Annotated in this window: 17 protein-coding genes; 8 read left to right on the forward strand and 9 right to left on the reverse strand. The window is 67.6% G+C overall.

From position 1 onward, the window contains the following. The first annotated feature begins 26 nt into the window (after window positions 1–26). Both flhA and Q8K84_RS14690 read left to right on the forward strand, forming a co-directional pair. Window positions 27–2,108 carry a flagellar biosynthesis protein FlhA gene (gene flhA / locus Q8K84_RS14685; RefSeq protein ID WP_305283452.1) on the forward strand — a complete coding sequence of 694 codons (2,082 nt, stop codon included), beginning with the start codon at window positions 27–29 and terminating at the stop codon, window positions 2,106–2,108. A gap of 108 nt (window positions 2,109–2,216) precedes the next feature. Beyond that, the gene (locus Q8K84_RS14690; protein WP_305283453.1) at window positions 2,217–2,612 is read left to right on the forward strand and encodes a DUF4282 domain-containing protein; all 396 of its coding nucleotides are present in this window, start codon (window positions 2,217–2,219) and stop codon (window positions 2,610–2,612) included. Window positions 2,613–2,617: 5 nt separating this feature from the next. On the opposite strand, the gene Q8K84_RS14695 is transcribed toward Q8K84_RS14690, so the two are convergent. The 4 genes from Q8K84_RS14695 to Q8K84_RS14710 form a co-directional block, all read right to left on the reverse strand. Continuing rightward, window positions 2,618–3,688, reverse strand: a complete 1,071-nt coding sequence (locus Q8K84_RS14695) for an endo-1,4-beta-xylanase (protein ID WP_305283454.1) — start codon at window positions 3,686–3,688, stop codon at window positions 2,618–2,620. Then, complete coding sequence (locus Q8K84_RS14700; RefSeq protein ID WP_305283455.1) at window positions 3,685–4,101, reverse strand: flagellar FliJ family protein; 417 nt, start codon at window positions 4,099–4,101, stop codon at window positions 3,685–3,687. The genes Q8K84_RS14695 and Q8K84_RS14700 overlap by 4 nt, the downstream gene beginning before the upstream one ends. Continuing rightward, window positions 4,098–5,435, reverse strand: coding sequence for a flagellar protein export ATPase FliI (fliI, locus tag Q8K84_RS14705; RefSeq protein WP_305283456.1), 1,338 nt, complete (start codon window positions 5,433–5,435; stop codon window positions 4,098–4,100). The genes Q8K84_RS14700 and fliI overlap by 4 nt, the downstream gene beginning before the upstream one ends. Window positions 5,436–5,528: 93 nt before the next feature. After that, window positions 5,529–6,671 (reverse strand): SDR family oxidoreductase, encoded by a 1,143-nt coding sequence (locus tag Q8K84_RS14710; protein WP_305283457.1) that lies wholly within the window; start codon window positions 6,669–6,671, stop codon window positions 5,529–5,531. Window positions 6,672–6,990: 319 nt separating this feature from the next. Here Q8K84_RS14710 and ctrA point away from each other — a divergent pair, with 319 nt between their 5' ends. The 5 genes from ctrA (at window position 6,991) to Q8K84_RS14735 (ending at window position 13,523) form a co-directional block, all read left to right on the forward strand. After that, complete coding sequence (gene ctrA / locus Q8K84_RS14715; protein ID WP_293316510.1) at window positions 6,991–7,686, forward strand: response regulator transcription factor CtrA; 696 nt, start codon at window positions 6,991–6,993, stop codon at window positions 7,684–7,686. A gap of 157 nt (window positions 7,687–7,843) precedes the next feature. Beyond that, window positions 7,844–10,237, forward strand: coding sequence for a M20/M25/M40 family metallo-hydrolase (locus Q8K84_RS14720; protein WP_305283458.1), 2,394 nt, complete (start codon window positions 7,844–7,846; stop codon window positions 10,235–10,237). 43 nt (window positions 10,238–10,280) lie between these two features. Beyond that, the gene (gene arsC, locus Q8K84_RS14725; protein ID WP_305283459.1) at window positions 10,281–10,637 is read left to right on the forward strand and encodes an arsenate reductase (glutaredoxin); all 357 of its coding nucleotides are present in this window, start codon (window positions 10,281–10,283) and stop codon (window positions 10,635–10,637) included. Window positions 10,638–10,826: 189 nt separating this feature from the next. Further along, window positions 10,827–12,197: a peptidoglycan DD-metalloendopeptidase family protein gene (locus Q8K84_RS14730; RefSeq protein ID WP_305283460.1), complete on the forward strand. Its 1,371-nt coding sequence runs from the start codon at window positions 10,827–10,829 to the stop codon at window positions 12,195–12,197. A gap of 93 nt (window positions 12,198–12,290) precedes the next feature. Next, entirely contained in the window at window positions 12,291–13,523 is a 1,233-nt protein-coding gene (locus Q8K84_RS14735; protein WP_305283461.1) for a TetR/AcrR family transcriptional regulator, read from the forward strand. A 287-nt stretch (window positions 13,524–13,810) separates the two neighbouring features. Here the strand turns inward: Q8K84_RS14735 and Q8K84_RS14740 are convergent, their stop codons facing one another. The 3 genes from Q8K84_RS14740 to ubiG all read right to left on the reverse strand — a co-directional run bounded on the left by Q8K84_RS14740 (window position 13,811) and on the right by ubiG (window position 16,849). Further along, complete coding sequence (locus Q8K84_RS14740; RefSeq protein WP_305283463.1) at window positions 13,811–14,896, reverse strand: Zn-dependent alcohol dehydrogenase; 1,086 nt, start codon at window positions 14,894–14,896, stop codon at window positions 13,811–13,813. 144 nt (window positions 14,897–15,040) lie between these two features. Beyond that, a complete protein-coding gene (locus Q8K84_RS14745) occupies window positions 15,041–16,024 on the reverse strand; it encodes an alpha/beta fold hydrolase (protein WP_305283464.1) in 984 nt (327 codons plus the stop codon). A 66-nt stretch (window positions 16,025–16,090) separates the two neighbouring features. Continuing rightward, the gene (gene ubiG, locus Q8K84_RS14750) at window positions 16,091–16,849 is read right to left on the reverse strand and encodes a bifunctional 2-polyprenyl-6-hydroxyphenol methylase/3-demethylubiquinol 3-O-methyltransferase UbiG (protein ID WP_305283465.1); all 759 of its coding nucleotides are present in this window, start codon (window positions 16,847–16,849) and stop codon (window positions 16,091–16,093) included. A 159-nt stretch (window positions 16,850–17,008) separates the two neighbouring features. Here ubiG and Q8K84_RS14755 point away from each other — a divergent pair, with 159 nt between their 5' ends. Next, window positions 17,009–18,259, forward strand: coding sequence for an aspartate kinase (locus tag Q8K84_RS14755; protein WP_305283466.1), 1,251 nt, complete (start codon window positions 17,009–17,011; stop codon window positions 18,257–18,259). Here Q8K84_RS14755 and Q8K84_RS14760 read toward each other — a convergent pair. Together Q8K84_RS14760 and Q8K84_RS14765 are read right to left on the reverse strand one after the other, a co-directional pair. Further along, complete coding sequence (locus Q8K84_RS14760; RefSeq protein ID WP_305283467.1) at window positions 18,256–19,674, reverse strand: MFS transporter; 1,419 nt, start codon at window positions 19,672–19,674, stop codon at window positions 18,256–18,258. The genes Q8K84_RS14755 and Q8K84_RS14760 overlap by 4 nt on opposite strands. Before the next feature lie 87 nt (window positions 19,675–19,761). Further along, window positions 19,762–21,456, reverse strand: coding sequence for an alpha/beta hydrolase (locus tag Q8K84_RS14765; protein ID WP_305283468.1), 1,695 nt, complete (start codon window positions 21,454–21,456; stop codon window positions 19,762–19,764). Window positions 21,457–21,476: the final 20 nt, after the last annotated feature.

Below are 21,476 nucleotides of genomic sequence, written 5' to 3' on the forward strand. Positions count from 1 at the left end.
CCCGATCGGAAAGTCGAGACGACCTGATGGCCCAGATCAACGCCGCCCCGGCGCCCACAGCCCGCGATATTCTGGGCTGGCTCACCCGTGGGGAAGTCGCCCTGGCCATCGGGGCGGTGAGCATTATTGTCCTGCTCATTCTGCCCATTCCAGCCTTCCTGCTGGACGCCCTGCTGGTCCTGTCGATCACCAGCGCGGTGCTGATCCTGATGACCTCGCTGCTGATCAAGAAGCCGCTGGAGTTCAGCGCCTTTCCGACGGTGCTGCTGGTCACCACCCTCTATCGCCTCGGCCTCAATATCGGCTCCACCCGCCTGATCCTGACCCACGGTCATGAGGGCACCGACGGCGCCGGCAAGATCATCGAGGGCTTCGGCGCCCTGATGATGGGGGGCAATTTCGTCATCGGGGTGATCGTGTTCGCCATCCTGGTGATCGTGAATTTCGTGGTCATCAGCAAGGGTTCGGGACGGATCGCCGAAGTGGCCGCCCGCTTCACCCTGGACGCCATGCCCGGCAAGCAGATGGCCATCGACGCCGACCTCTCGGCCGGGCTGATCGAGGACGAGGAAGCCAAGCGCCGCCGCAAGGAGCTGGAGCAGGAATCCACCTTCTTCGGGGCCATGGACGGCGCGTCGAAATTCGTCCGCGGCGACGCCATCGCCGGCCTGATCATCGTCGCCATCAACATCCTGGGCGGTATCCTGATCGGCGTGATGCAGCATGGCATGCCCGTCGGGGCCGCCGCGGCCTCCTACACGATCATGACCATCGGCGATGGTCTGGTCAGCCAGATCCCGGCCCTGATCATCTCCATCGCCGCCGGCTTCCTGGTGTCCAAGGCCGGCGTCGAGGGCTCGGCCGACAAGGCCCTGGTGGCCCAGCTGGCCATGAACCCCGTCGGCCTGGGCATGGTGGCGGCGTCGTCAGGCATCCTGGCCCTGGTGCCGGGGATGCCGGTCCTGCCTTTCGCCGCGGTGTCGATCGCTGCAGGCGCCCTGGCCTATTACCGGGGCCGCAAGTCCCTGGAGCCTGAGCCTCCGCCCGTCATGGAGCAGATGACCGAGCCCCAGGAAGAGCCGATCAGCGAAACCCTCGCCATCGACGAGATCAAGATCGAGCTGGGCTATGGCCTGCTGCCGCTGATCAACGACCTGGAGGGCCGCAGGCTCACCGACCAGATCCGCGCCCTGCGCAGGACGCTGGCGGCCGAATACGGATTCGTCATGCCCTCGGTCCGTATCCTCGACAATATGCGCCTGCCCTCCCAGGGCTACTGCATCCGGATCAAGGAGCTGGACGCCGGCGAGGGCGAGGTGCGCCTGGGCGCCCTGATGGCCATGGACCCCCGCGGCGGCCAGGTGGAAATTCCCGGCGAGCACATGCGCGAGCCCGCCTTTGGTCTGCCGGCCACCTGGATCGACGAGGCTCTGCGCGAGGAGGCCACCTTCCGCGGCTACACCATCGTCGATCCGGCCACGGTGCTGACCACGCACCTGACCGAGATCCTCAAGGACAACATGGCCGAGCTCCTGTCCTACGCCGAGGTGCAGAAGCTGCTGAAAGATCTGCCGACTGAGCAGAAAAAGCTGGTCGACGACCTCATCCCGTCCATCGTCACCGCCACCACGGTTCAGCGGGTTCTGCAGGCCCTGCTGCGCGAACGCGTCTCGATCCGCGACCTGCCGGCGATCCTGGAAGGAATCGGCGAGGCCGCCCCACACACGGCTTCGGTGGCGATGCTGGTGGAACAGGTACGCGGCCGGCTGGCCCGCCAGCTTTCCTACGCCTATCGCGGGGACGACGGCGCCCTGCCCATCGTCACCCTCTCGGCCGAGTGGGAGAACGCCTTCAGCGAAGCTCTGATCGGGCCTGGGGAAGAAAAGCAGCTCGCCCTGGCGCCCTCGCGGCTCCAGGACTTCATCCGTGGGGTGCGCGAGGTCTTCGAGCGCGCCGCCCTGGGCGGCGAGACCCCCGTCCTTCTCACCAGCCCGGCCATCCGCCCCTATGTCCGCTCCATCATCGAGCGCTTCCGCGGCCAGACCCCAGTGATGAGCCAGAACGAGGTCCATCCCCGCGCCCGGCTGAAGACTCTGGGCACGATCTAGGTCGTCGAGGGCAAGGCGCAGCTTTTCCAAAGTTGCCCGGAACGCTTGCGGCTGATAGCGGTTTGGCGCGCGGGACGCCCTCCTGGTCCCTGAAGCGTTGGATGACGAATGGCCAGCAGATCCAAACCAAAGCGCGGCGCCGGGGCCTCCCTGTTCTGGGACCTCCTGACGTTCGACCGGCTCATGACGAACTCTGTGATCCACCTGATCTATTGGGCGGGCCTTGGGGTGATCGCACTCGGCGCCTTCGGGACCATTGGCGCGGCGGTGGGCGTGGCCCTGCGCGAAGAAAGCGTAATGGGCCTTATGCTGGCCATCCCCGTCCTGGTGGCGGGCCTCCTGGTGGTCGGCGCCCTGATCCTTCTGTGGCGTTCATTCTGCGAGTTCTATGTGGCGATCTTCCGCCTGAGCGATGATCTGCACGTGCTGCGTCAGCAGGCCGACGCTGAGCGGCTGAACCCACCGCGTCCACAGGCGCCGCGCCCGGCGCCGCCACAGCACTGAACTTTTTAGCCGACCTGGGCGGCCCAGGCGACGGCGGCGGCCTTTGGCCGGCCCTGGTCGTCGAAGGGCAGCGGCGTATCGCCGGCGTCTTCGCGTTTCAGCCATGACTCGCTGTCGCGCAGGCCCCAGAAGCTGAAGGCGAACCTCTGCCGGGACGGCAGGGCCATGAAAGCCTCGGCGGCCTCCGCATAGACCCCCGCCTGCTGGCGTTCCAGTTCGAGGCGGTTCAGGCGCAGGCCCTTGGCCCGGCTCAGGGACACATCAAATTCCGACACATGCACCTGCAAGCCAAACTGGCCCAGCTCAGCGATGGTGCGGGCGATCTCCCCAGGCGCCTGATCGGCGGCCACATGGGTCTGGGTGCCAACCCCATCAATCGGCGCCCCGGCCGCCAGCAGCCGCTCCACCAACCGCAGGAAGGTGGCCCGCTTCTTGGGAATCCATTCGAGATTGTAGTCGTTGAGGAACAGCTTGGCCGCCGGGTCGGCCTCCCGGGCGTTCTGGAAGGCCAGCACCATGTGATCAAAGGCGCCCAGCCTCTGGCTCCACAGGCTGTCGCGCCAGCCCTCTCCGTCCTCGGCCACCGCCTCATTGACCACGTCCCAGCCGACCGCCTGACCCCGATAGCGTCCGACCACGGCATGGATGTAGTTTCGATAGGCCCCGGCGAAGCTCACCCGGCCTTCGTCCAGACGCTCGAAGGCCGGAGAGGTCTGGGCGTACCAGACAAGGGTATGGCCAAACAGGCCAAGGCCATGGGTTCGGGCGAAGGCGGCGATGGCGTCCGGCGCCTCGAAGCGGAAGGTCCCATCGTCGCGGACGATGTACTCCATCTTCATCTCCCACTCCGGCGTGAGCTGGGAGGCCTGGGCGGCGATCAACCGGGCTAGGTTGGGATCGGTCAGGTGAACAGCCTGAACAGCTGTCCCGACCGGAAAAGGCGCGATGGACCTGAGCGGCGGGAGACTCACCGTCGGCGTCTGCGACTGAGCCGCGGGCTGGCAGGCGCCCAGCGCCAGGGCCGAGCCCAGCAAGCTCCGACGGCTGAGGCCGTACAGGGAGGTCGGCAGGCTCATCGGCGGCCGGCGGCGGCCCGGCGCAGGCCCATTTCGTCCATGGCCGCGGCATCCCGTCGGGCCAGTTCGCGCAGCTGGGTCAACCGAATCTCCTCGGCCACCTGCTCGTACTTCTTCTGCTCTTCAAAGGCGCCGTTCAAAGCGTCCCTCGCCCCCTGTTCCTCCAGGGCCAGGGCCTTCAGCTGCTCAAACAGGACTGCTCGCCTGGCCCGCAGGCCGTCGAGGAAGCCAATGTGGTACCAACCGGCATCGGCGTTCGACCGGGCGTTCTGCGCCTCGGCCTCCCCCTCGGCTTCCAGCATCAGCAACCGCATCTCGATATCGGTGCGACGCTGGTTGATCTCAGCCATGCGCTTCTGCAGCACCTCCACCTCATAGGTGGAGAGTTTCACGAGAGACTTGGCCCAGCTCATGCGGCGACGCCTTCAAGGATGTGGGCCAGGGCGCCAAACGAGTCCTCGAGACTCGTCGCCTCATCCTGGTCCTGGCTGAGGAACCCTTCCAGGGCGGGGTTCAAGGCGATGGCCTGGTCCACCTGCGGGTCAGAGCCCGGCCGGTAGGCGCCGATACGGATCAGCTCCTCCATATTGGCGTAGGCTGAGAGCGCCTGGCGGGCGGCGGTGACGATCTGGCGCTCGTGGGGCTGATGGCAGCCGGGCATGGTCCGGCTGATCGACTTGAGCACATTGATGGCTGGGAAGCGGCCGCGCTCGGCGATGGCCCGCTCCATGACGATGTGGCCGTCCAGGATCCCGCGGACCGCATCGGCGATCGGCTCGTTGTGATCATCTCCGTCCACCAGCACGGTGAACAGGCCCGTGATGGGCCCCGCCCTTGTGCCGTCGGGACGGATGGGGCCTGGGCCGGCCCGCTCCAACAGCTTGGGCAGTTCGGTGAAGACGGTCGGGGTGTAACCCTTGGTGGTCGGCGGCTCGCCAGCGGCCAGGCCGATCTCCCGCTGGGCCATGGCGAAGCGGGTGACGGAGTCCATCAGGCAGAGGACTTCCAGGTCCTGGTCACGCATGAACTCGGCGATGGCCAGGGTCATATAGGCGGCCTGGCGACGCTTCAGGGCTGGCTCATCCGAGGTGGCGACCACCACGATGGCCCGACGCAGGCCCTCCTCGCCAAGGGTCTCCTCGATGAACTCCCGGACCTCCCGGCCCCGCTCGCCGATCAGACCCACGACGACGGCGTCGCAGTCGGCGTTGCGGGCCAGCATGGACAGCAGCACCGACTTGCCCACGCCGGAACCGGCGAAGACCCCCAGGCGCTGACCCCGGCAGCAGGTGGTGAAGACGTTCATCGCCCGGACGCCCAGGTCCAGGCGGGCGCCGACCCGGTCACGGGCATGGGCCGGCGGCGGCGGCGCACGCAGGGGATAGGCCGCCAGACCCTGCGGCAGCGGCCCCTTCCCGTCGATGGGCTCTCCGAAAGCGTCGATGATTCGGCCCAGCCAGGCCTTCGTGGGACGCACCGCAGAGCCGCCGGGCTCAATACGGATTTCGGCCCCAGGCGCGACGCCTTCAACGGCCCCGAAGGGCATCAAAAGGGCGCGGGCGTCACGAAATCCGACCACTTCGGCGGGCAGCGGCGGAGCGCCCAATCGCTCGATCTCGGCCCGTGCGCCGATCGCCAGCCGCGTGACGCCGCCGCGAGCCTCGATGAGAAGCCCGTTGACGGCGGCTACACGGCCGGAAACGCAAAGTGGGTCAATACGCTCGACGGCGGCGACGAGACTGCGCAAAGGCGGGGCCCCCGGAAATCACTGATCTCCAGGGTCTCCCGCCCGGCTTAATCCCAGGTGAAGATTCGTAAACGAACCCGGGAGCCGAACCCCTTAGCGAAGGGCTCTCGCGAGGCCGAGCGCCTCGCGGGGGTGGCGGATGGCGAGCCTGGCGGCGGCCATCGGCCGGCGTAACGCCGCCCGTGCGACCATGGGCCGCGCCAGCCTGGCGGCGATCGGTCGGGCGTTGCGAGAGATCGGCCCCCGGCCGAGGTAAGCGGCGGCGGCGACCAGGGCCAACAGCCCGACGCCCACGGTCACCCCCGGATGCTGCTGGGCGCGGGTGTAGACACTGAACCGACGCCCGCCATGGGCGTCGGTACGGACATGCCCGTCCTTCCCCGCCGCATAGAGGTTGTCGCCGGCAGGCTTGTCGCCCTTGCGAGTTGAGAGCTTTGGGATGGCCAGGGCGAATAGCCGGTCGGCGAGACGCGGCACGCCCCCGCCCAACAGCACCATCTGCCGGCCGCCTGACCCTACGGTCACATGGCGGATAGGATTTTGGGCCGCATGCAGGATCGCATCGGCCACCACCTCCGGCGCATAGACCGGGGGCGGAACGCGCGGCGCCTTGTCCATGTAGTTGCGGGCATGGTCGGCGAAGGGGGTGGAGATGCTGCTCGGCTTGATCAGGGTGACGCTGATCGGCGCCTTGGCCCGGGCCAGTTCCATCCGCAAAGCGTCGGTAAAGCCCTTCACCGCGTGTTTGGACGCCGAATAGGCTCCCATCATTGGGACCGAGACGTCAGACAGCACCGAGCCCAGATTGATAATCGCGCCTCCGGATCGGCGGCCCTTGAGGTGCTTCACCGCCTCCAGCGATCCATTGACCACGCCGAAATAGTTGGTGCGGAACACCCGCTCATGATCCTCCAGGGGCACGGTCTGCAGGTCGCCATAGAGGCCGACACCGGCGTCATTGATCCAGGTGTCGAAGCCACCGAACCGCGCGATGGCCGCTCGGGCGATGGCCTCGACCTGGGCCGGGTCGCCGACGTCGCCGGCGACGGCATGGGCCCGGCCGCCCGCGGTGTTAATTTCCTCGGCGATGGTCTTGAGCGCGCCCTCATTGCGCGCGGCGAGCACGACAGCTGCGCCGGCCTTGGCCGCCCGCCGGGCGGTGGCCAACCCGATGCCAGACGAGGCGCCCGTGATCACGATGACCTGTTCGGACAGGGGCTTCAGCTTGACAGGCATGGGGAGTCCTTTTGGCGGCAAGGGTCTGGGGCTTGCCCAGGCAAACGGCCAAGGCGCGCCCCCGTTCCCCACCTTTGGACCGGCCACGCCACGACCCAATTCGCCCCGACCGTCCAATCACAAAAGATTCAACTGGACTGCGACCCGCCGCCGCGTCCCAGCCCTTGCCGCTGATTCTCAAATCGGATTAACCAATTGCTCAGAGGCCCTTCAATATTAACCGGTCTTAAATTAACTCACCGGCAAGATTACCGGGAGGGGCTTGGAGGGTTTCCGAACCGGAGACATCCAAGCTGCGCTGTCGTTCGAGGAGGGACTGATGCGCGTTCTATTGATTGAGGATGACAGCGCCACGGCGCAGAGCATCGAACTGATGCTGAAGTCAGAAGGCTTCAACGTCTATACGACCGACCTGGGAGAGGAAGGCGTCGATCTGGGCAAGATCTACGACTACGATCTCATTCTGCTAGATCTCAACCTGCCCGACATGAGCGGCATGGATGTGCTGCGGACCCTGCGGGTGGGTAAGATCAACACCCCGGTCATGATCCTGTCCGGCTCGGCCGAGATCGACACCAAGGTCAAGACTTTCGGCGCCGGCGGCGACGACTACATGACCAAGCCCTTCCACAAGGATGAGCTGATCGCCCGCATCCACGCGGTGGTCCGGCGCTCCAAGGGCCACGCCCAGTCGGTGATCCGCACCGGCGACATCGTGGTCAACCTGGACGCCAAGACCGTTGAGGTGAACGGCGCGCGGGTCCACCTGACCGGCAAGGAATACCAGATGCTCGAGCTGCTCTCCCTGCGCAAAGGGACGACGCTCACCAAGGAAATGTTCCTGAACCACCTCTATGGCGGCATGGACGAGCCCGAGCTGAAGATCATCGACGTCTTCATCTGCAAGCTGCGCAAGAAGCTGGCCGCGGCCGCCGAGGGCAAGCACCACATCGAAACTGTCTGGGGCCGCGGCTATGTGCTGCGCGATCCCCAGGAGGCCGCCGTCGCCGCCTGATCGGCGCGAGGCCTGAACCACGAGTGCTGAAACGCCCGCCGCTCCTTCCGGCGGGCGTTTTTGCGTCCGCCGCCCACCCCAGCTGGGCGAGCGAAGATAGTCAGTCCCGGAAAACAGGCTAGGTTCCCCGCCAAGAACAAGACAGGGACGACGCGCCATGGAACGTACGATCGCGCTGGTGGCCTGCCTGATCCTGGGGTTGGCGATCAGCTGGCTCGGGGAACGAGGCCCTCGCCCCTTGCCCGCAGACGCCCCCGCCGAGGTCTTTTCAGCTGGCCGGGCCCGGGCCGATATCGAAGTCGTCGCCCAGGCTCCCCATCCCACCGGCAGCCCCGCCAACTTCGCGGTTCGGGAGCACCTGACCGCCCGAATGACGGCGCTTGGCCTCGCGCCCCGTGTGACGATCGCTCGTCCGTTCATGTCCCGGGAGGTCGGCGGCAAGACCTTCGTCACCGGCGCGCGGATCGAAAACCTCGTGGGGGTCCTGCCGGGTCGCGATCCTAAGGCGCCCGCCCTGGCGCTGATGGCCCACTATGACAGCGTGCCGCGCTCGCCCGGCGCGGGCGACGACGCCGCCGGCGTCGCAGCCATCCTCGAAGTCATCAGCAACCTGCGCGCCCGGGGGCAGCCAGAGCGCAACGTGGTGGTGATCTTCACCGACGGCGAGGAGATCGGCCTGCTGGGCGCCCGGGCCTTTTTTGAGCAGGACCCCTTGGCCCAGACCATTGGCTTCGTGATGAACCTGGAGGCCCGAGGCTCGGCCGGGCGGGTCACCATGTTCGAGACCGGCATGAATGGCGGCCCGACCGTTGAGCTGTTCGCCCGGGTCGCGCCGGGCTCTCCGTCCAACTCCCTGGCCGTGTTCGCCTATGAACGCATGCCCAATGACACCGACTTCTCGATCCCCCGGGACCAGGGGATCGCAGGCCTGAACTACGCCTTTGCGGGACGGCAGTTCGACTATCACAGCCCGACGGCCACGCTGGAGAACCTGTCCCTGAGGTCCGTGCAGGACCTGGGCGACCAGGCCCTGGCCGCCGCTGTCGCCGCCGCCTATTCCGACACCTTGCCGGTTCAAGGGCCAGACAGGGTCTATGCGCCCCTGCCTGGGGGAAAGACCGTGGCCTACGCCCCAGCCCTCGGCTGGGGCCTTCTCGGCCTGGCCGCCCTGCTCCTGACCCTGGCCCTGGCGAGAACCCGCAAGCTCGCGGACTTCCGCCTGATAGACGTCGGCAAGGGCGCCATGGCCGGCGTCTATGTGCTGCTGGCCAGCGCCGTCGTCCTGCGGTTCGCCAGACAGGCCACCGGGGTCGGGACAGGTTTTCTCGAACAGCGTGAGCTGCTCGCCCAGGCGGCCCGGTTCGAGGCGGTGGTCGTCCTTCTTGGGCTCGGCGTCATCCTGTTGGCCGCAGCGGCCCTGGCCAAGGGGGGCATGCGCTTGACCACGGCCCTGCTGACGCTAGGCGCGGCCCTTGGCTGCCAGGTGTTCGGGGGCTGGGACCCCGTCGCGCTGGGCCTTGGGGTGGCCGCCGCCCTGACCGCCCTCGTCGCCTTCGGGCGACCGGCGCAACGCAGCGCGGGCTGGGCGGGCCTTCTGGCCACGGGCCTCATGGGCGGCGTGGCCCTGCAGATCGCGGCGCCGACCACCAGCTTCCTAATCTCCTGGCCCCTGCTCCTGGCCTGCGCAGCCGCCGCGCTGAGCCATCTGGGGGCCGCCAGGACCCTGGCCCTGCGTCTGCCTCTGATCGCGATCGGGGCGGTAGGCCTTGGCTGGCTCGGCTTCGCGATCCACGCCGTCTACGTCAACCTCGACGTGGTGGAGCTGCTTTCGCTGACCGCCTGGCTCGCAGCCTTCCTGCTCTGGCCGTTCGCCCACCCGCGGATGGGCGGCGCCGGCCGGATCACCGCCCTGCTGGTGCTCGGGGCCGGCCTCGTGGTGCTCGCCATCGTTCGGTTCGACCCGCCGTGGTCGGCGCGCTATCCGCAGGTCACCATGGTCCAGCACATGGTCGATCAGACCGAGGGGCGGGCCCACCGCCTGGAGGCCGCCCCAGGGCTTACCGCCTGGAGCCGTCGGGCCCTCATCGCCGACGGGGGCGAGATCGCGCCCCTGGACGCCAGCCCGGTCTGGCGACGGCCCGTTCAGGCCGCGGCCGCAGCCATGCTGGATCTTCCAGCTCCGCAGCTGGCCCTCGACGGCGGTGGCGGGCGACAGGTTCTGTCAGCCACGCCACCCCCCGGCGCCGCGACCCTGATCCTGGAGCTGCGCGTCTCCGGCCCCGTCGATGAGGTGCGGCTGAATGGCGTGCCCGCGCCCCTCCTGGCCGAGCCTGGGCAATGGTCGCAGTTGCGATGGGGTGCGGAGACTCAACCCGTACAGATCAGCTTCCGGCCCGGGGCGCCGTCGGGTCAGCTCGAGGTGCGATATGGGGCGGTGACGCCCGGATGGCCGGCTGGGGCTACGCCTCTTCCGCCCCGTCCCGCTGACCTGATGGCCTTCGACACATCGGATTCCTCGATCGTGACGGGATCAAAATCGCTTTCTTGGTAAGGCTTTGCTTGGTTCGAGCGCCGGGCTCGGCTATCCCTTGGGCATGAGCCGACCCGACGTGGTGATCTATCACAACCCCGCCTGCGGAACCTCGCGGAACACCCTCGCCCTCCTGCGGGAAAAGGGCGTCGAACCGACCGTCGTGGAATATCTGAAGGTCGGTTGGACCCGGGATCAACTCCAGGACCTGGGGGATCGTTCCGGCGTCGGCGTTCGCGACCTGCTTCGCGAGCGGGGCACCCAGGCCGCAGAGCTTGGCTTGACCGATCCGGCGACGTCGGACGAAGCCATTATCGCGGCGATGATTCTCGACCCCATCCTCGTCAACCGGCCCATCGTCGTGACTGAAAAGGGGGTCGCCCTGTGTCGCCCCCCTGAACGCGTCCTGGACCTGCTGTGAGGCGATTCATCCTTCAGGCGACCCGTTTCCCCCGTGGCGCGCCAAGGGGCGACAAATTGACCAATCTCCCTAAAGTTACCAACGGTTAACCGCATGACCCGACTCTGGCATGGCCTACCACTTGCTGTATCTCGTCGTGTCAGGTCATTGGTGACCCAGACTGTGGCGTCGTTGGAATCCGGGGGCACGATGCAAGAGTTCGATCCTAGACGTCCTACGCTGCGCTACGCGCCCCGCCTGATGGTGGGGATCGGCGGCATCTGCGCCCTGGCGATGGGCTGGAAGCTGACCGCCGCCGAGGCCACCGCCCCCGTTCCACCCCTGCTGGACTCAGCGGCCATCAGCGCCCTGCAGCATGAGGCGTTCGCCAGGGCCGAGGCCTTGCCGGGCTTCGCCCGGCCCGAGAATGTCGCCGTCAAGGTTCTGCCTGGCGACACCCTTGAAGCCGCCGTCGCCCGCACCGGTGTCTCCATTGAGGAGGCGCGGCTGGCGGTCCGCACCCTGGGCGAGGCCATGGACACCGTCCATATCAAGGCCGGCATGACCTTTGACGCCGCAATTGCGCGACCGCAGGACGAGGCCGGACAGGCTCGCCTGATTGGCCTCTCGCTGCGGACCGGCCCAGCCACCGCTGTCACCCTGTCGCGCACCTTCGACGGCGCCCTGCGCCTGCGCGAGATGGAAGAGGCGATCCGCAACGAGACCACTGTCGCCCAGGGCGAAATCCACGGCTCCCTCTATGAGAGCGCCGCCAAGCTGGGCGCCAACTCCACGGTCACCGCCAAGGTCGTGAAGCTGTTCGCGCACAAGCTGGACTTCCAGCGCGACATCAAGGCTGGAGACGAATTCAAGCTGGTCTTCGAACGCAAGGTCACCGAGAGCGGCCGGATCGTCGAAACTGGCGAGCTCGAATACGCCGAGGTCAAGGGCGTCAAATTCTACCGCTTTGAGCGCAATAATGGCGACGTCGACTATTTCGACGAGAGCGGGAAGAATATCCGCGGCTTCCTCCTGCGTACGCCGGTGGACGGCGCCCGCATCACCTCCAATTTCGGCCCTCGCCGCCACCCGGTGCTGGGCTTCCGCCGCAGCCACCAGGGCGTGGACTTTGGGGCCGGCACCGGCACCCCGATCCTGTCGGCCGGCGACGGTGTGATTGTCGAGGCTCGCCGCTGGGGCGGCTATGGCAACTGGGTCCGCGTCCGCCATGCAGATGGTTGGGAGACCGGATACGCCCACGCCTCCCGCTTCGCCAAGGACATCCGTCCCGGAATGCGTGTGAAGCAAGGCCAGGTCATCGCCTATGTGGGCTCCACCGGCATGTCGACCGGCCCCCACCTGCACTACGAAGTCTGGAGAAACGGCCAGCGGGTCAATCCCATCGGCGCCAAGGTGCCTCAGGGCACCATCCTGGCCGGCGGCGAATTGGCGGCATTCAAGGCCAAGAAGACCCGGATCGACACTCTGCTGGCCAGCTCCAGCCCGGCCAAGGACGCCGAGGCGGTCAAGCTGGCGGCCGCGGAGATCGACACCGTCGCGTTGGCGGATCTGCGGCGCTGAACCTGCGCTGTCCTGACCTAGCGTCAGGGTTTCGCCGGCCGCGTCGCGGGCCTAAGCTGGCGTAACGAGCGAACGTCACCACTCGGAGGCTCCGTGACCGTCGCGACCCGTCCACCGACCCGCGCCCGCTACGCCGCCCGCCGCGACGCCATTCTCAGCGCCGCTTGCAAGGTGTTCATCGACCAGGGCGTCAGCGGTTTCACCCTGGCGGCTGTCGCCAAGCGGATGGACCTGCATCCGGTCAGCCTGACCTACTACTTCAAGCGCAAGGAAGATCTGGCGGCCGAGTGCATGCGGCTGACCCTCTCGCGGTTCAACGCCATGCTCGAAATCGCCGAGCGCGAGGAGACCGCCCAGGCCAGGTTGCGGGCCTTCGTCGGCGCCTATTTCGAGACCCGCCGGGGGATCGTGCTGGGAGAAGCGCCGCGCCTCCTGCCGTTCGGTGAGATCACCCAGATCGGCGCGCCCGGCGACGAGGAACTGGTCGAGGCCTATCGCGCCCTGCGCCAGAGGCTCGCCCGGCTGTTGCGGCCCACCGACGCGCCGTGGCTCACGGGTCCGCGGCGCTACATGCTGGCCCACCTGATCATCGATCAACTCTGCTGGTCCGACACCTGGATCGCCGGTTATGAGATCGCCGACTTTGGGCGCGTCGCCGAGAAAATCTCCGATGTGATGATCAATGGTCTGGCCGCCCCCGGTCAGGCCCAGCCCCACCGGACCCTGCTGGACCTGGGCGCGCCGCCGGCCCTCAATGACGAGGTGACCCGCGAGCGGTTCCTGGTGGCGGCCACAGAGATCATCAACCGCGAGGGCTATCGCGGCGCCTCCGTCGACAAGATTTCAGCCTATCTCAACGTCACCAAGGGGTCATTCTACCACCACAACACCGACAAGGACGAGTTGGCGCGGGCCTGCTTCGAGCGCACCTTCGACCTGATCGACGAGGCCAAGACCCGCGGCGGATCCGAGCCCACGGGCTGGGAGCGCCTGTGGCTGATCGCGGCCTCTCTCACGGCCCATCAGACCAGCGGCGAGCGGGGCCGCATGCTGCGCCACTTCGCCTTGTCCGCCATGCCGGGCGAACTCCGCCGGTCAATTTCTGGCCGCTTCCAGCAGATCGCCAACGCCTTCTCCGGCATTATCAGCGACGGCATCGCCGACGGCTCCATCCGGCCCGCAGACCCTCTGCTGTCGGCTCACCTGGTGATGGCGATGTTCAATTCCGTCCTGCTGCTGGAGCATTGGGGCGAGGACGCCACCGTCGATACGGTGATCAGCGCCTATGTGCGCCCAGCCCTGATGGGCTTCTTCACGCCCGAATAGGGGCTCTGGAGCGCGTTCCGCACGGGTTGGGCCCGGGTTTCTGGATTGAGTGCGCGCGCTTTTGAATCTGGAGCATAGAAAAAGGGGCGGCCGCCGCCGCCCCTTTTGGACGCCCCCAGAATCGTCGCGGACCAATGCCGCCGCGCCCGATCTCCCCCCTAGGAACGTCGTTGACCGAACCTCAGTTGATGAAGCTTGCCCTTGCCCCACGCGAGGAACAAGCCTGCACGCCTATTAAGGGAATGGGGCGGGCCAAGTCTGGTCCCGCCTGCTCCCACATCGAGCGATCAGGCGTCGAAGACGATGACAGAGCGGGCGATTTCCCCACGCTTCATTTCGTCGAACGCTTCATTGACCTGCTCCAGCTTCAGGCGGCGCGACACGAGGTCATCAAGTTTGAGTCGGCCTGACATGTAGAAATCCACCAGCCGGGGCATGTCGACGGGGAAGCGGTTGGACCCCATCATCGAACCCTGGATGCGCTTCTCCCCCAGGAAGGCCGCGCCCATCAGATTGATGGTCTGGCCCACCGGGATCATGCCGATGATGTTGGCGGTGCCGCCGCGACGCAGCATGTTGAAGGCCTGCTCGGCGGTCTTGGCCAGGCCAATGGCTTCGAAGGCGTGATGCACGCCGCCCTTGGTCATCTCCATCACCGCCTTCACCGCATCGGTGTCAGCCGCGCAGATGAAGTCCGTCGCCCCGAACGCCATGGCCAGGTTCTGCTTACCCGGCACCATGTCGATGGCGATGATCCGGCCGGCGCCGGCGATGGCCGCGCCGTTGATCGCCGAAAGGCCGACGCCGCCGCAGCCGATAATGGCGACCGTCTCGCCCGGCCGCACATTGGAAGTGTGGATCACCGCGCCGACACCGGTGGTCACCGAACAACCGATCAGGGCGGCGCGGTCGAAGGGCATGTCCTTGCGGATGGCTACGCAGGCATGCTCGTGGATCAGCATCTGCTCGGCGAATGAGGACAGGTTCAGAAACTGCGGCAGGCCGACCCCATTCTGCATCAGCCGCGGCTCTTCGTCCTTGTCACGCTTGGTGTCAGGGGAGACGCAGAGGCTCATCCGGCCGGTGAGGCAGGACTCGCAGTGGCCACAGTAAGCCGACAGGCAGGTGATGACGTGGTCGCCCGGCTTCACCGTGCGGACTTCCGAACCCACCTGTTCGACGATGCCGGCGCTCTCGTGGCCCAGCACAGCCGGCAGCGGGTGCGGATAGGAGCCCTCGATGAAGTGAAGGTCGGAATGGCAGACGCCGGCGGCCATGGTGCGGATCAGCACCTCATGGGGGCCAGGCTTGTTGATCTGGACGTCTTCGATCTGAAGCGGCTTGCCCACTTCGCGCAGAACGGCGGCCTTCATGTCGTGCTTCCCCATAAGAGCGCCCGCTGACCGGGCCGGTTCAGGGCCACTGAACGGGCCCCCTTGAGAAGAGTTATCGCCGTTCAGGTCACAGGGGCCAAGAGGGTTTTGCCGCTAGAGCCCGGGTGCGATGACCCCTACCCGTCAGGCGGCCTCACGGGTGGGCGACAGGCCAGGCCAGGATCGGTCCCGCAGCCCCGCCGGAAGACGGGCCCACAGCCCTGCCCCGACGTTCGCCAGGCTGGGAACCGCCAGAACAGGCCAGCGGACCTGCGGGAACCGGCGGCGGGGCGCCGGAAGACAGGCGTCCAGACTGGCCAGCAGCCGCTCCGCGGGCCCATCATTGATGAAGTGATCGGCGCCAGGGACCCGCTCCAGCCGGATCGACCTGCGCGCCCGGGTCTCGGCCACCAGCCGCTCGGCGGCCTCCAGCGGGGCGAAGTCGTCCCGGTCGCCGTGGATGAGATGAATCGGGATCGGCAACCGGCCCAGGGCCTCGCGAACCGGCGCGAGGCGCTCAGGTTGGCCGGTGACCTCCAGCACAGCATTGCGCAGGTCCCGCGGGATCAGCGAAAGCGCCCGGCCGCCGGTGTCCAGCAGCCACCGGGCGGTGGGCCCAGGCTCGCCATAATAGCCCGAAAGCAGGACAAGCCCGCGCACGCGACGACCATGTCGACGGGCCATCAAGGTGGCGATGGCCGCCCCATAGGATTGCCCCACCAGCAAGATCTGCTGTCCCGGAGCGGCCTTCAGCAGGGGAGACAGGGCGAGCGCCTGCACATCAAGGTCTGGCACATGGTCGCTGGGCTGAGAGGCGCCGAAGCCCGGGCGATCAACCACGATCATCTCCCGGTCCGCCGGCAGGGCGGCCAGCACCGGCGCCCAGTATTCCGCCCATGAGGGTGATCCCGTCACCACCACGATCTTCCAGGGCGCCGGCAGGTCCCGCGGGCTCTCCAGCGCCGAGATGCGCCACCCCAAATCGCCTCCAGCCTCAAAGCTGGTGCGCCGAACCAGTGTGTCCGGATAGTCCTTGGACATGGGGACATGCTCGGTCCGGCCAAGCATGGCGGAGGCAAAGCACGCCCAACCGACGCCGACGACACCCTTGGGCCTTTTGCGAGGCACACGATACTCCCTGGTCAAGCCTGATTGCAGCAATGAACGCTCAGGCCGTCTTCGGGTTCTCAAAAATCAGGGCGCCGCCCGGGTCACCGTCATCATGTAGTTGACCTCGCTGTCGCGGGCCTGAGACCAGCGACCGGTCAGGGGGTTGAAGACCACGCCATAGGGCCCCTCGACGCTCACCGGCTCGGCGGCCAGAAACCCGCGCAGCTCATCGGGCGTCAGGAACTTGCGCCAGTCGTGGGTGCCGGCCGGCAGCCAACGCAGGATGTACTCGGCCCCGACCTTGGCCAGGGCCAGGGCCTTCAAGGTCCGGTTCAAGGTGGCGACGATCATGATCCCCCCCGGCGCCAGCAGCTGGGCGCAGCTGCGCAGATAGGCGCCGGGATCAGCCACGTGCTCGATCACCTCCATGTTGAGGATCACGTCGAAGGGTGCGGTCCCCTCGGCCAGAAGTTGTTCGGCCGTGGCGCAGCGATAGTCGATGGTCAGGCCCTGCTCGGCGGCATGGGTGCTGGCTGTGCCGATATTGCGCTCCGAGGCGTCCACGCCGGTGACCGCAAAGCCCAGCCGGCTCATGGGCTCCGACAACAGCCCGCCGCCGCAGCCGATATCCAAGAGACGCAGGCCCTCGAACGGCCGCCGCGCCAGAGGATCACGGCCGAACCGGGCCAGCGTCTTGTCGCGAATGAAGGTCAGCCGGGTCGGATTGAACCGGTGCAACGGCGCGAACTTGCCATGCGGGTCCCACCATTCGGCGGCGATGCGGGAGAAACGCTCGACCTCTTCGGGATCGATGCTGGAGCGAAGATCGGGGCTTGCGGACATAGGCTCACATATAGCGTGCGGCGAGGCTTGCGGAAGGGCGGCGCGTCGACACGGCCGTGGAGGCCGCAGCGCCACGGGCTGTGACTTGCGAATGTTACATTGCAGGCCGGCTTGGCCGTCGGTAGAAGGGCGGCCTTCTGTAACGGGGGTCGATCCGGCGTGGCCCGTCTGGTGATGAAATTCGGCGGCACCTCGGTGGCCGACCTTGAGCGTATCCGGCGCGTGGGCCGGCTCGTGGCCGCGGAAGTGGCTGCTGGCCACCGCGTGGCCGTGGTGGTCTCGGCCATGTCAGGCAAGACCAATGAGCTCGTGGCCTGGACTGACGGCGCGGGCGCCGCAGCCGAGGGCCTGACGCCGTCCGATGATGAGTACGACACTGTCGTCGCCTCCGGCGAGCAGGTGACCGCCGGCCTGCTGGCCATGACCCTTCGCAATATGGGTCTTCCCGCCCGCTCCTGGCTGGGCTGGCAGATTCCGATCATCGCCGATGACGCCCATGGCCGGGCCCGCATCGAGGAGATTCCGCCCGAGAAGCTGGCCGCGGCGCTGGACGCCGGCGAAGTGGCCGTGATCGCCGGCTTCCAGGGCGTGACCCGCGAGGGCCGCATCGCCACCCTCGGCCGCGGGGGGTCCGACACCAGCGCCGTGGCGATCGCCGCGGCCCTGAAGGCTGAACGCTGCGACATCTATACCGACGTGGACGGGGTCTACACCACCGACCCGCGGATCGAGTCCAAGGCCCGCAAGCTGTCGAAAATCTCCTTCGAGGAGATGCTGGAGATGGCTTCCCTCGGCGCCAAGGTGCTCCAGACGCGCTCGGTGGAGCTGGCCATGGCTCAGCACATGCCGGTGCGCGTGCTATCGAGTTTCGTAGAACCCGGAGAGGCCCCCGGTCAGGGCACCATCGTCTGCGACGAGGAGGAGATCGTGGAAAAGCGCATCGTGAGCGGCGTCGCCTATAGCCGCGACGAAGCCAAGATCAGCGTCTTCGGCCTGCCCGACCATCCCGGCGTCTCCTCGGAGATCTTCGGGCGGCTGGCCGACGCCAATGTGAATGTGGACATGATCGTCCAGAGCCACGCCCGCACCCAGGACACGGCGAACATGGAGTTCACCGTCGGCAAGCGGGACGCGGCCCGGGCCATCGAGATCATGCGACAGGCCAAGTCGGTGATCGGCTTCGAAGACGTGGCGGTGAACGAGGACGTGGCCAAGGTCTCGGTGATCGGGGTGGGCATGCGCAGCCACGCCGGCGTGGCCAAGACCATGTTCGGCGCCCTGGCCGAGAAGGGCGTCAACATCCAGGTCATCTCCACCAGCGAGATCAAGATCAGCGTGCTGATCGACGCCGCCTATACCGAACTCGCCGTCCGCGCCCTGCATGCGGCCTACGAGCTGGACAAGCTCTAGGCGATCGGCCCGACATCAGCCTGGGCGTCCTGCTTCTGGCTGAGGCGCCAGGCGGTGAAGATGGCGGCCGCGGCGACCGGCGTCGCGGCGGCGAACACCCAGAGCGCCGCGGCGCTGGCGCTGGTGAAGGTCAGGGACTCGCCGAAGCCTGCGAGATTGGCCAGGGCGCCTGCCACCGCTGCGCCGACCGCCGCGCCGGTGAACCGCACCGTATTGATCGCCCCGCCCCCCAGGCCGCGCTCATCGGCCGGCAGGGCTGCGAGCACCATCTGGTTGATGAAGGCCGAGGACAGGCCAAAGCCTGACCCCAAAAGGACTGCGGCGAGCAGCAGGGTCCACAGCGGCCCCTCCGCGATGACGAAGATGCACAGGCCGATGCCCAGGGCGGCCAGCACCGCGCCCAGCCGCACCATCCGCCCCCGCCAGACACCGGTCAGGTGGGCGATGGCCAGGGCCGAACCGGTCCAGGCCAGGGCCTCGACCCCGATCACATAACCCGCCGCCAGCGCCGAATAGCCCCGGGTCGTCTGCAGGATGGCTGGCCCATAGACGGTGAAGCCCATGGAGGCGGCCGTCATCAGGAACATGGTGGCGAACCCCAGGCCGCCGATGGTGCGAAAGTCGCCAGAGCTCTGCGGGAGCAGGCGGACCGCCGATCGGGCGTCGATCTTGACGCTGAGCGCCAGAACCCCAAGACCCACGGCGATCAGGATCACCGCCAGGCTGAAGACGCCCAGGACATCGGCGGCGGCGATGGCGCCGACGCCCCCGGCGATCAGCAGCAATTGCAGGGCTGGCACGCCGCCGCCCTCCCCCTTCTCGCCCTTGGGCAGCAGGAACAGCGCCGCCCCGGCCACCAGCAGGCCCTGGATCACAAACGACCAGAAGGCCCAGCGCCACAGGCCCGCATCGGCGAACACCCCGCCCATCAGAGGCCCGATCAGGGTGGCGATGCCCCAGATCCCAGTGGCCGCAGCATAGACTCTGGGCAGGGTGCGGTCGGGGAACAGGAGGCCGATGGCCACCGAGCTGAACCCGGCCAGCCAGCCACCGCCCAGCCCCTGGACCAGGCGCCCGGCCAGGAAGGTCCAGATGTCCGGCGCCGCGGCGCTCATCAGACAGCCGAAGGAATAGATCACCGCCGAGAGCGCGAAGGCGCGCCTGAGGCCCGTGCGCCCTGACAGCCAACCTGCGCTGGCGCCCGCCACCACGGAGCCGAGCAGAAAGCCGGCCGTCGCCCAGCCGAAATAGGCGTAGCCGCCAAGATCGGCCCCGACGCTGGGCATGATGGTGGCGGTCACCAGGCTGTCGGCCGCATGCAGCCAGACCGCCAGGCAGATCAGCACAAACTGGGCGAACCGACCTTCGGCCAGGACGTCTTTCCAGCTCCCGGCGGCGGGGGCGGCGGTGAGCATGGGGAGAGGCTTTGACCTACGAAACGGCGGAGGCCCTCCGCTAGACCCGCCCGGGCGTTTGCGCAACCTCGCCCCTAGACCACAGCCTCAGGCCCCTGGAGCCCAATGGGTGGCCGTGCCGCCGACAATGTACCAGGTGATCAGCAGGGCGCAGATCAGGGCCCCTGGAACGTAGCTGTTGGACCGTCGATAGGTGAAGGCGCCGATCACGCCGATCAAACCGAGCAGCGGGGCGAACTGGATGGCGATGATGGTGTTCAGCGGCTCGGCCGGCGTCAGCAGCCGTCCGGTCAGGAACAGGGCGCCATATTCGAGGGCAAGCAGGGCGACGAAGCCAAGGCCCATGGCCAGGGCCCAGGCCGCCATCTCCGCGCCGGCGCCCTGGCCGCGCAGGCTGATCCGGGCCGCGACGGACCGCTGGCTGACCAGGAAGAACAGCGTCCAGGGGCCAAGATAGGCCAGGGCGTAGGCCAGCTGGCGGCCATCCAAGGGTTTCAGCGCCAGGACCCAGAAGCGGAAGTCGGTCTTGAAGAGGGCGTCGCAGGCCAGCACCGCGCCGTAGGCCATGCCCACGGAGGCCGCTGCGATCAGGGGCGCAACCAGCCAGCGGTGCTGGAAACGTGGCGTCGGTCCCCGCACCAGGAGCGCCAGACCCAGGGTGATCATCGCGTTCAGCAGGGCCCAGGCCAGGAGCTGGTTGGTGACCTGCTGAGGAAACAGCGGCCCGGCTGCAAAGAGCTGGCCCAGCGCCATGAACGGAAAATAGGTCAGGGCTGGAACCGCCGCCGTCAGGGCGAAGACGATCCACCAGCGTCGGTCGCGGCGCTCGCCCCTCGGCTCAGCGGCCGGAAGGCGGGCCAGGTGGCTGAGCGCCTGGAAGGTCCCCAGGATCAGCAGGATGGCGCCCACCAGGCCCGCCAGCGTCCCCAGCTCCTTCCAGAACCAGATCTGGTTCTGCGCTGGCAGCGGTCGAGCTTCCCCCTCCAGGGTCTGTTGCAGCCAGTCCACCACAGCCCCCACGCCGGAACCCGAAAAATGCTCCCAGGGGTGGGTGATGGGCGGGACCTGCAGCCAGCGGGCGTCGCCGGCGGCGATATCCCCATAGACGCGGCCGGGCTGCACCGGACCACCTGTCTCGAACAGGGCTTGGAGCCGGGCGGAATTCACGATCCCGCCCCCCGTCGGGACCTGCCACATCAGGTCGGGAAACTCGTCATACTGGCCAAAAACCACAGCCAGATTGCGCGGAAAGCTCCGCCCCTCGCCCTCGGGCGCGCCGAATATGCCCGGCGTCGAGCCGACCAGGACCATGGACCGGTAGCCGTCGGGATTGGCCTTGGCCGCAAACAGCAACGGCGCCCCGCCGAGGCTGTGGCCGGCCAGGCCGATATTGCCCCGATCGACCATGGGCAGGCCGCTCAGATAGGCGAAGGCTGCGGGTCCGCCAAAGGCGTGGGCGCCCACCGTGCCTTCCGAGTATCCGTGGCCGGACATGTCCATGGCCAGGACGACGAAGCCGCGCCGCGCCAGTTCAATGGCGAAGGCCGACTGCATCTCGCGGGTGTTGATGTAACCGTGGCTAAGCAGCACCGCCGGCGCCGGGCGATCCGCTGTGGCGTCAGTCGGGACATAGAGCAGGCCGCTGAGTTGCACCCCATCGCCGGCTGGAAAGCGCACGTCGCGCACCTCCATCCCGCCGGAGGTCTGAACCAGATGGGCCGCCCAGCCGCCGCCCAGCGCCAGGACCCAGCCCAGCGCCAGCAGCGTCAATCCAAGACGCATGGCCCCCTCCCCGAGGACTT

This window comes from Phenylobacterium sp. (assembly GCF_030679875.1).
Taxonomy (GTDB): domain Bacteria; phylum Pseudomonadota; class Alphaproteobacteria; order Caulobacterales; family Caulobacteraceae; genus Phenylobacterium.

Excerpts from the sequence above, each read along its gene's own strand:
- flhA (WP_305283452.1), top strand. The coding sequence starts at position 27 with ATGGCCCAGATCAACGCCGCCCCGGCGCCCACAGCCCGCGATATTCTG.
- Q8K84_RS14690 (WP_305283453.1), top strand. The coding sequence starts at position 2,217 with ATGGCCAGCAGATCCAAACCAAAGCGCGGCGCCGGGGCCTCCCTGTTC.
- Q8K84_RS14695 (WP_305283454.1), bottom strand. The coding sequence starts at position 3,688 with ATGAGCCTGCCGACCTCCCTGTACGGCCTCAGCCGTCGGAGCTTGCTG.
- Q8K84_RS14700 (WP_305283455.1), bottom strand. The coding sequence starts at position 4,101 with ATGAGCTGGGCCAAGTCTCTCGTGAAACTCTCCACCTATGAGGTGGAG.
- Q8K84_RS14710 (WP_305283457.1), bottom strand. The coding sequence starts at position 6,671 with ATGCCTGTCAAGCTGAAGCCCCTGTCCGAACAGGTCATCGTGATCACG.
- ctrA (WP_293316510.1), top strand. The coding sequence starts at position 6,991 with ATGCGCGTTCTATTGATTGAGGATGACAGCGCCACGGCGCAGAGCATC.
- Q8K84_RS14720 (WP_305283458.1), top strand. The coding sequence starts at position 7,844 with ATGGAACGTACGATCGCGCTGGTGGCCTGCCTGATCCTGGGGTTGGCG.
- arsC (WP_305283459.1), top strand. The coding sequence starts at position 10,281 with ATGAGCCGACCCGACGTGGTGATCTATCACAACCCCGCCTGCGGAACC.
- Q8K84_RS14730 (WP_305283460.1), top strand. The coding sequence starts at position 10,827 with ATGCAAGAGTTCGATCCTAGACGTCCTACGCTGCGCTACGCGCCCCGC.
- Q8K84_RS14740 (WP_305283463.1), bottom strand. The coding sequence starts at position 14,896 with ATGAAGGCCGCCGTTCTGCGCGAAGTGGGCAAGCCGCTTCAGATCGAA.
- ubiG (WP_305283465.1), bottom strand. The coding sequence starts at position 16,849 with ATGTCCGCAAGCCCCGATCTTCGCTCCAGCATCGATCCCGAAGAGGTC.
- Q8K84_RS14760 (WP_305283467.1), bottom strand. The coding sequence starts at position 19,674 with ATGCTCACCGCCGCCCCCGCCGCCGGGAGCTGGAAAGACGTCCTGGCC.
- Q8K84_RS14765 (WP_305283468.1), bottom strand. The coding sequence starts at position 21,456 with ATGCGTCTTGGATTGACGCTGCTGGCGCTGGGCTGGGTCCTGGCGCTG.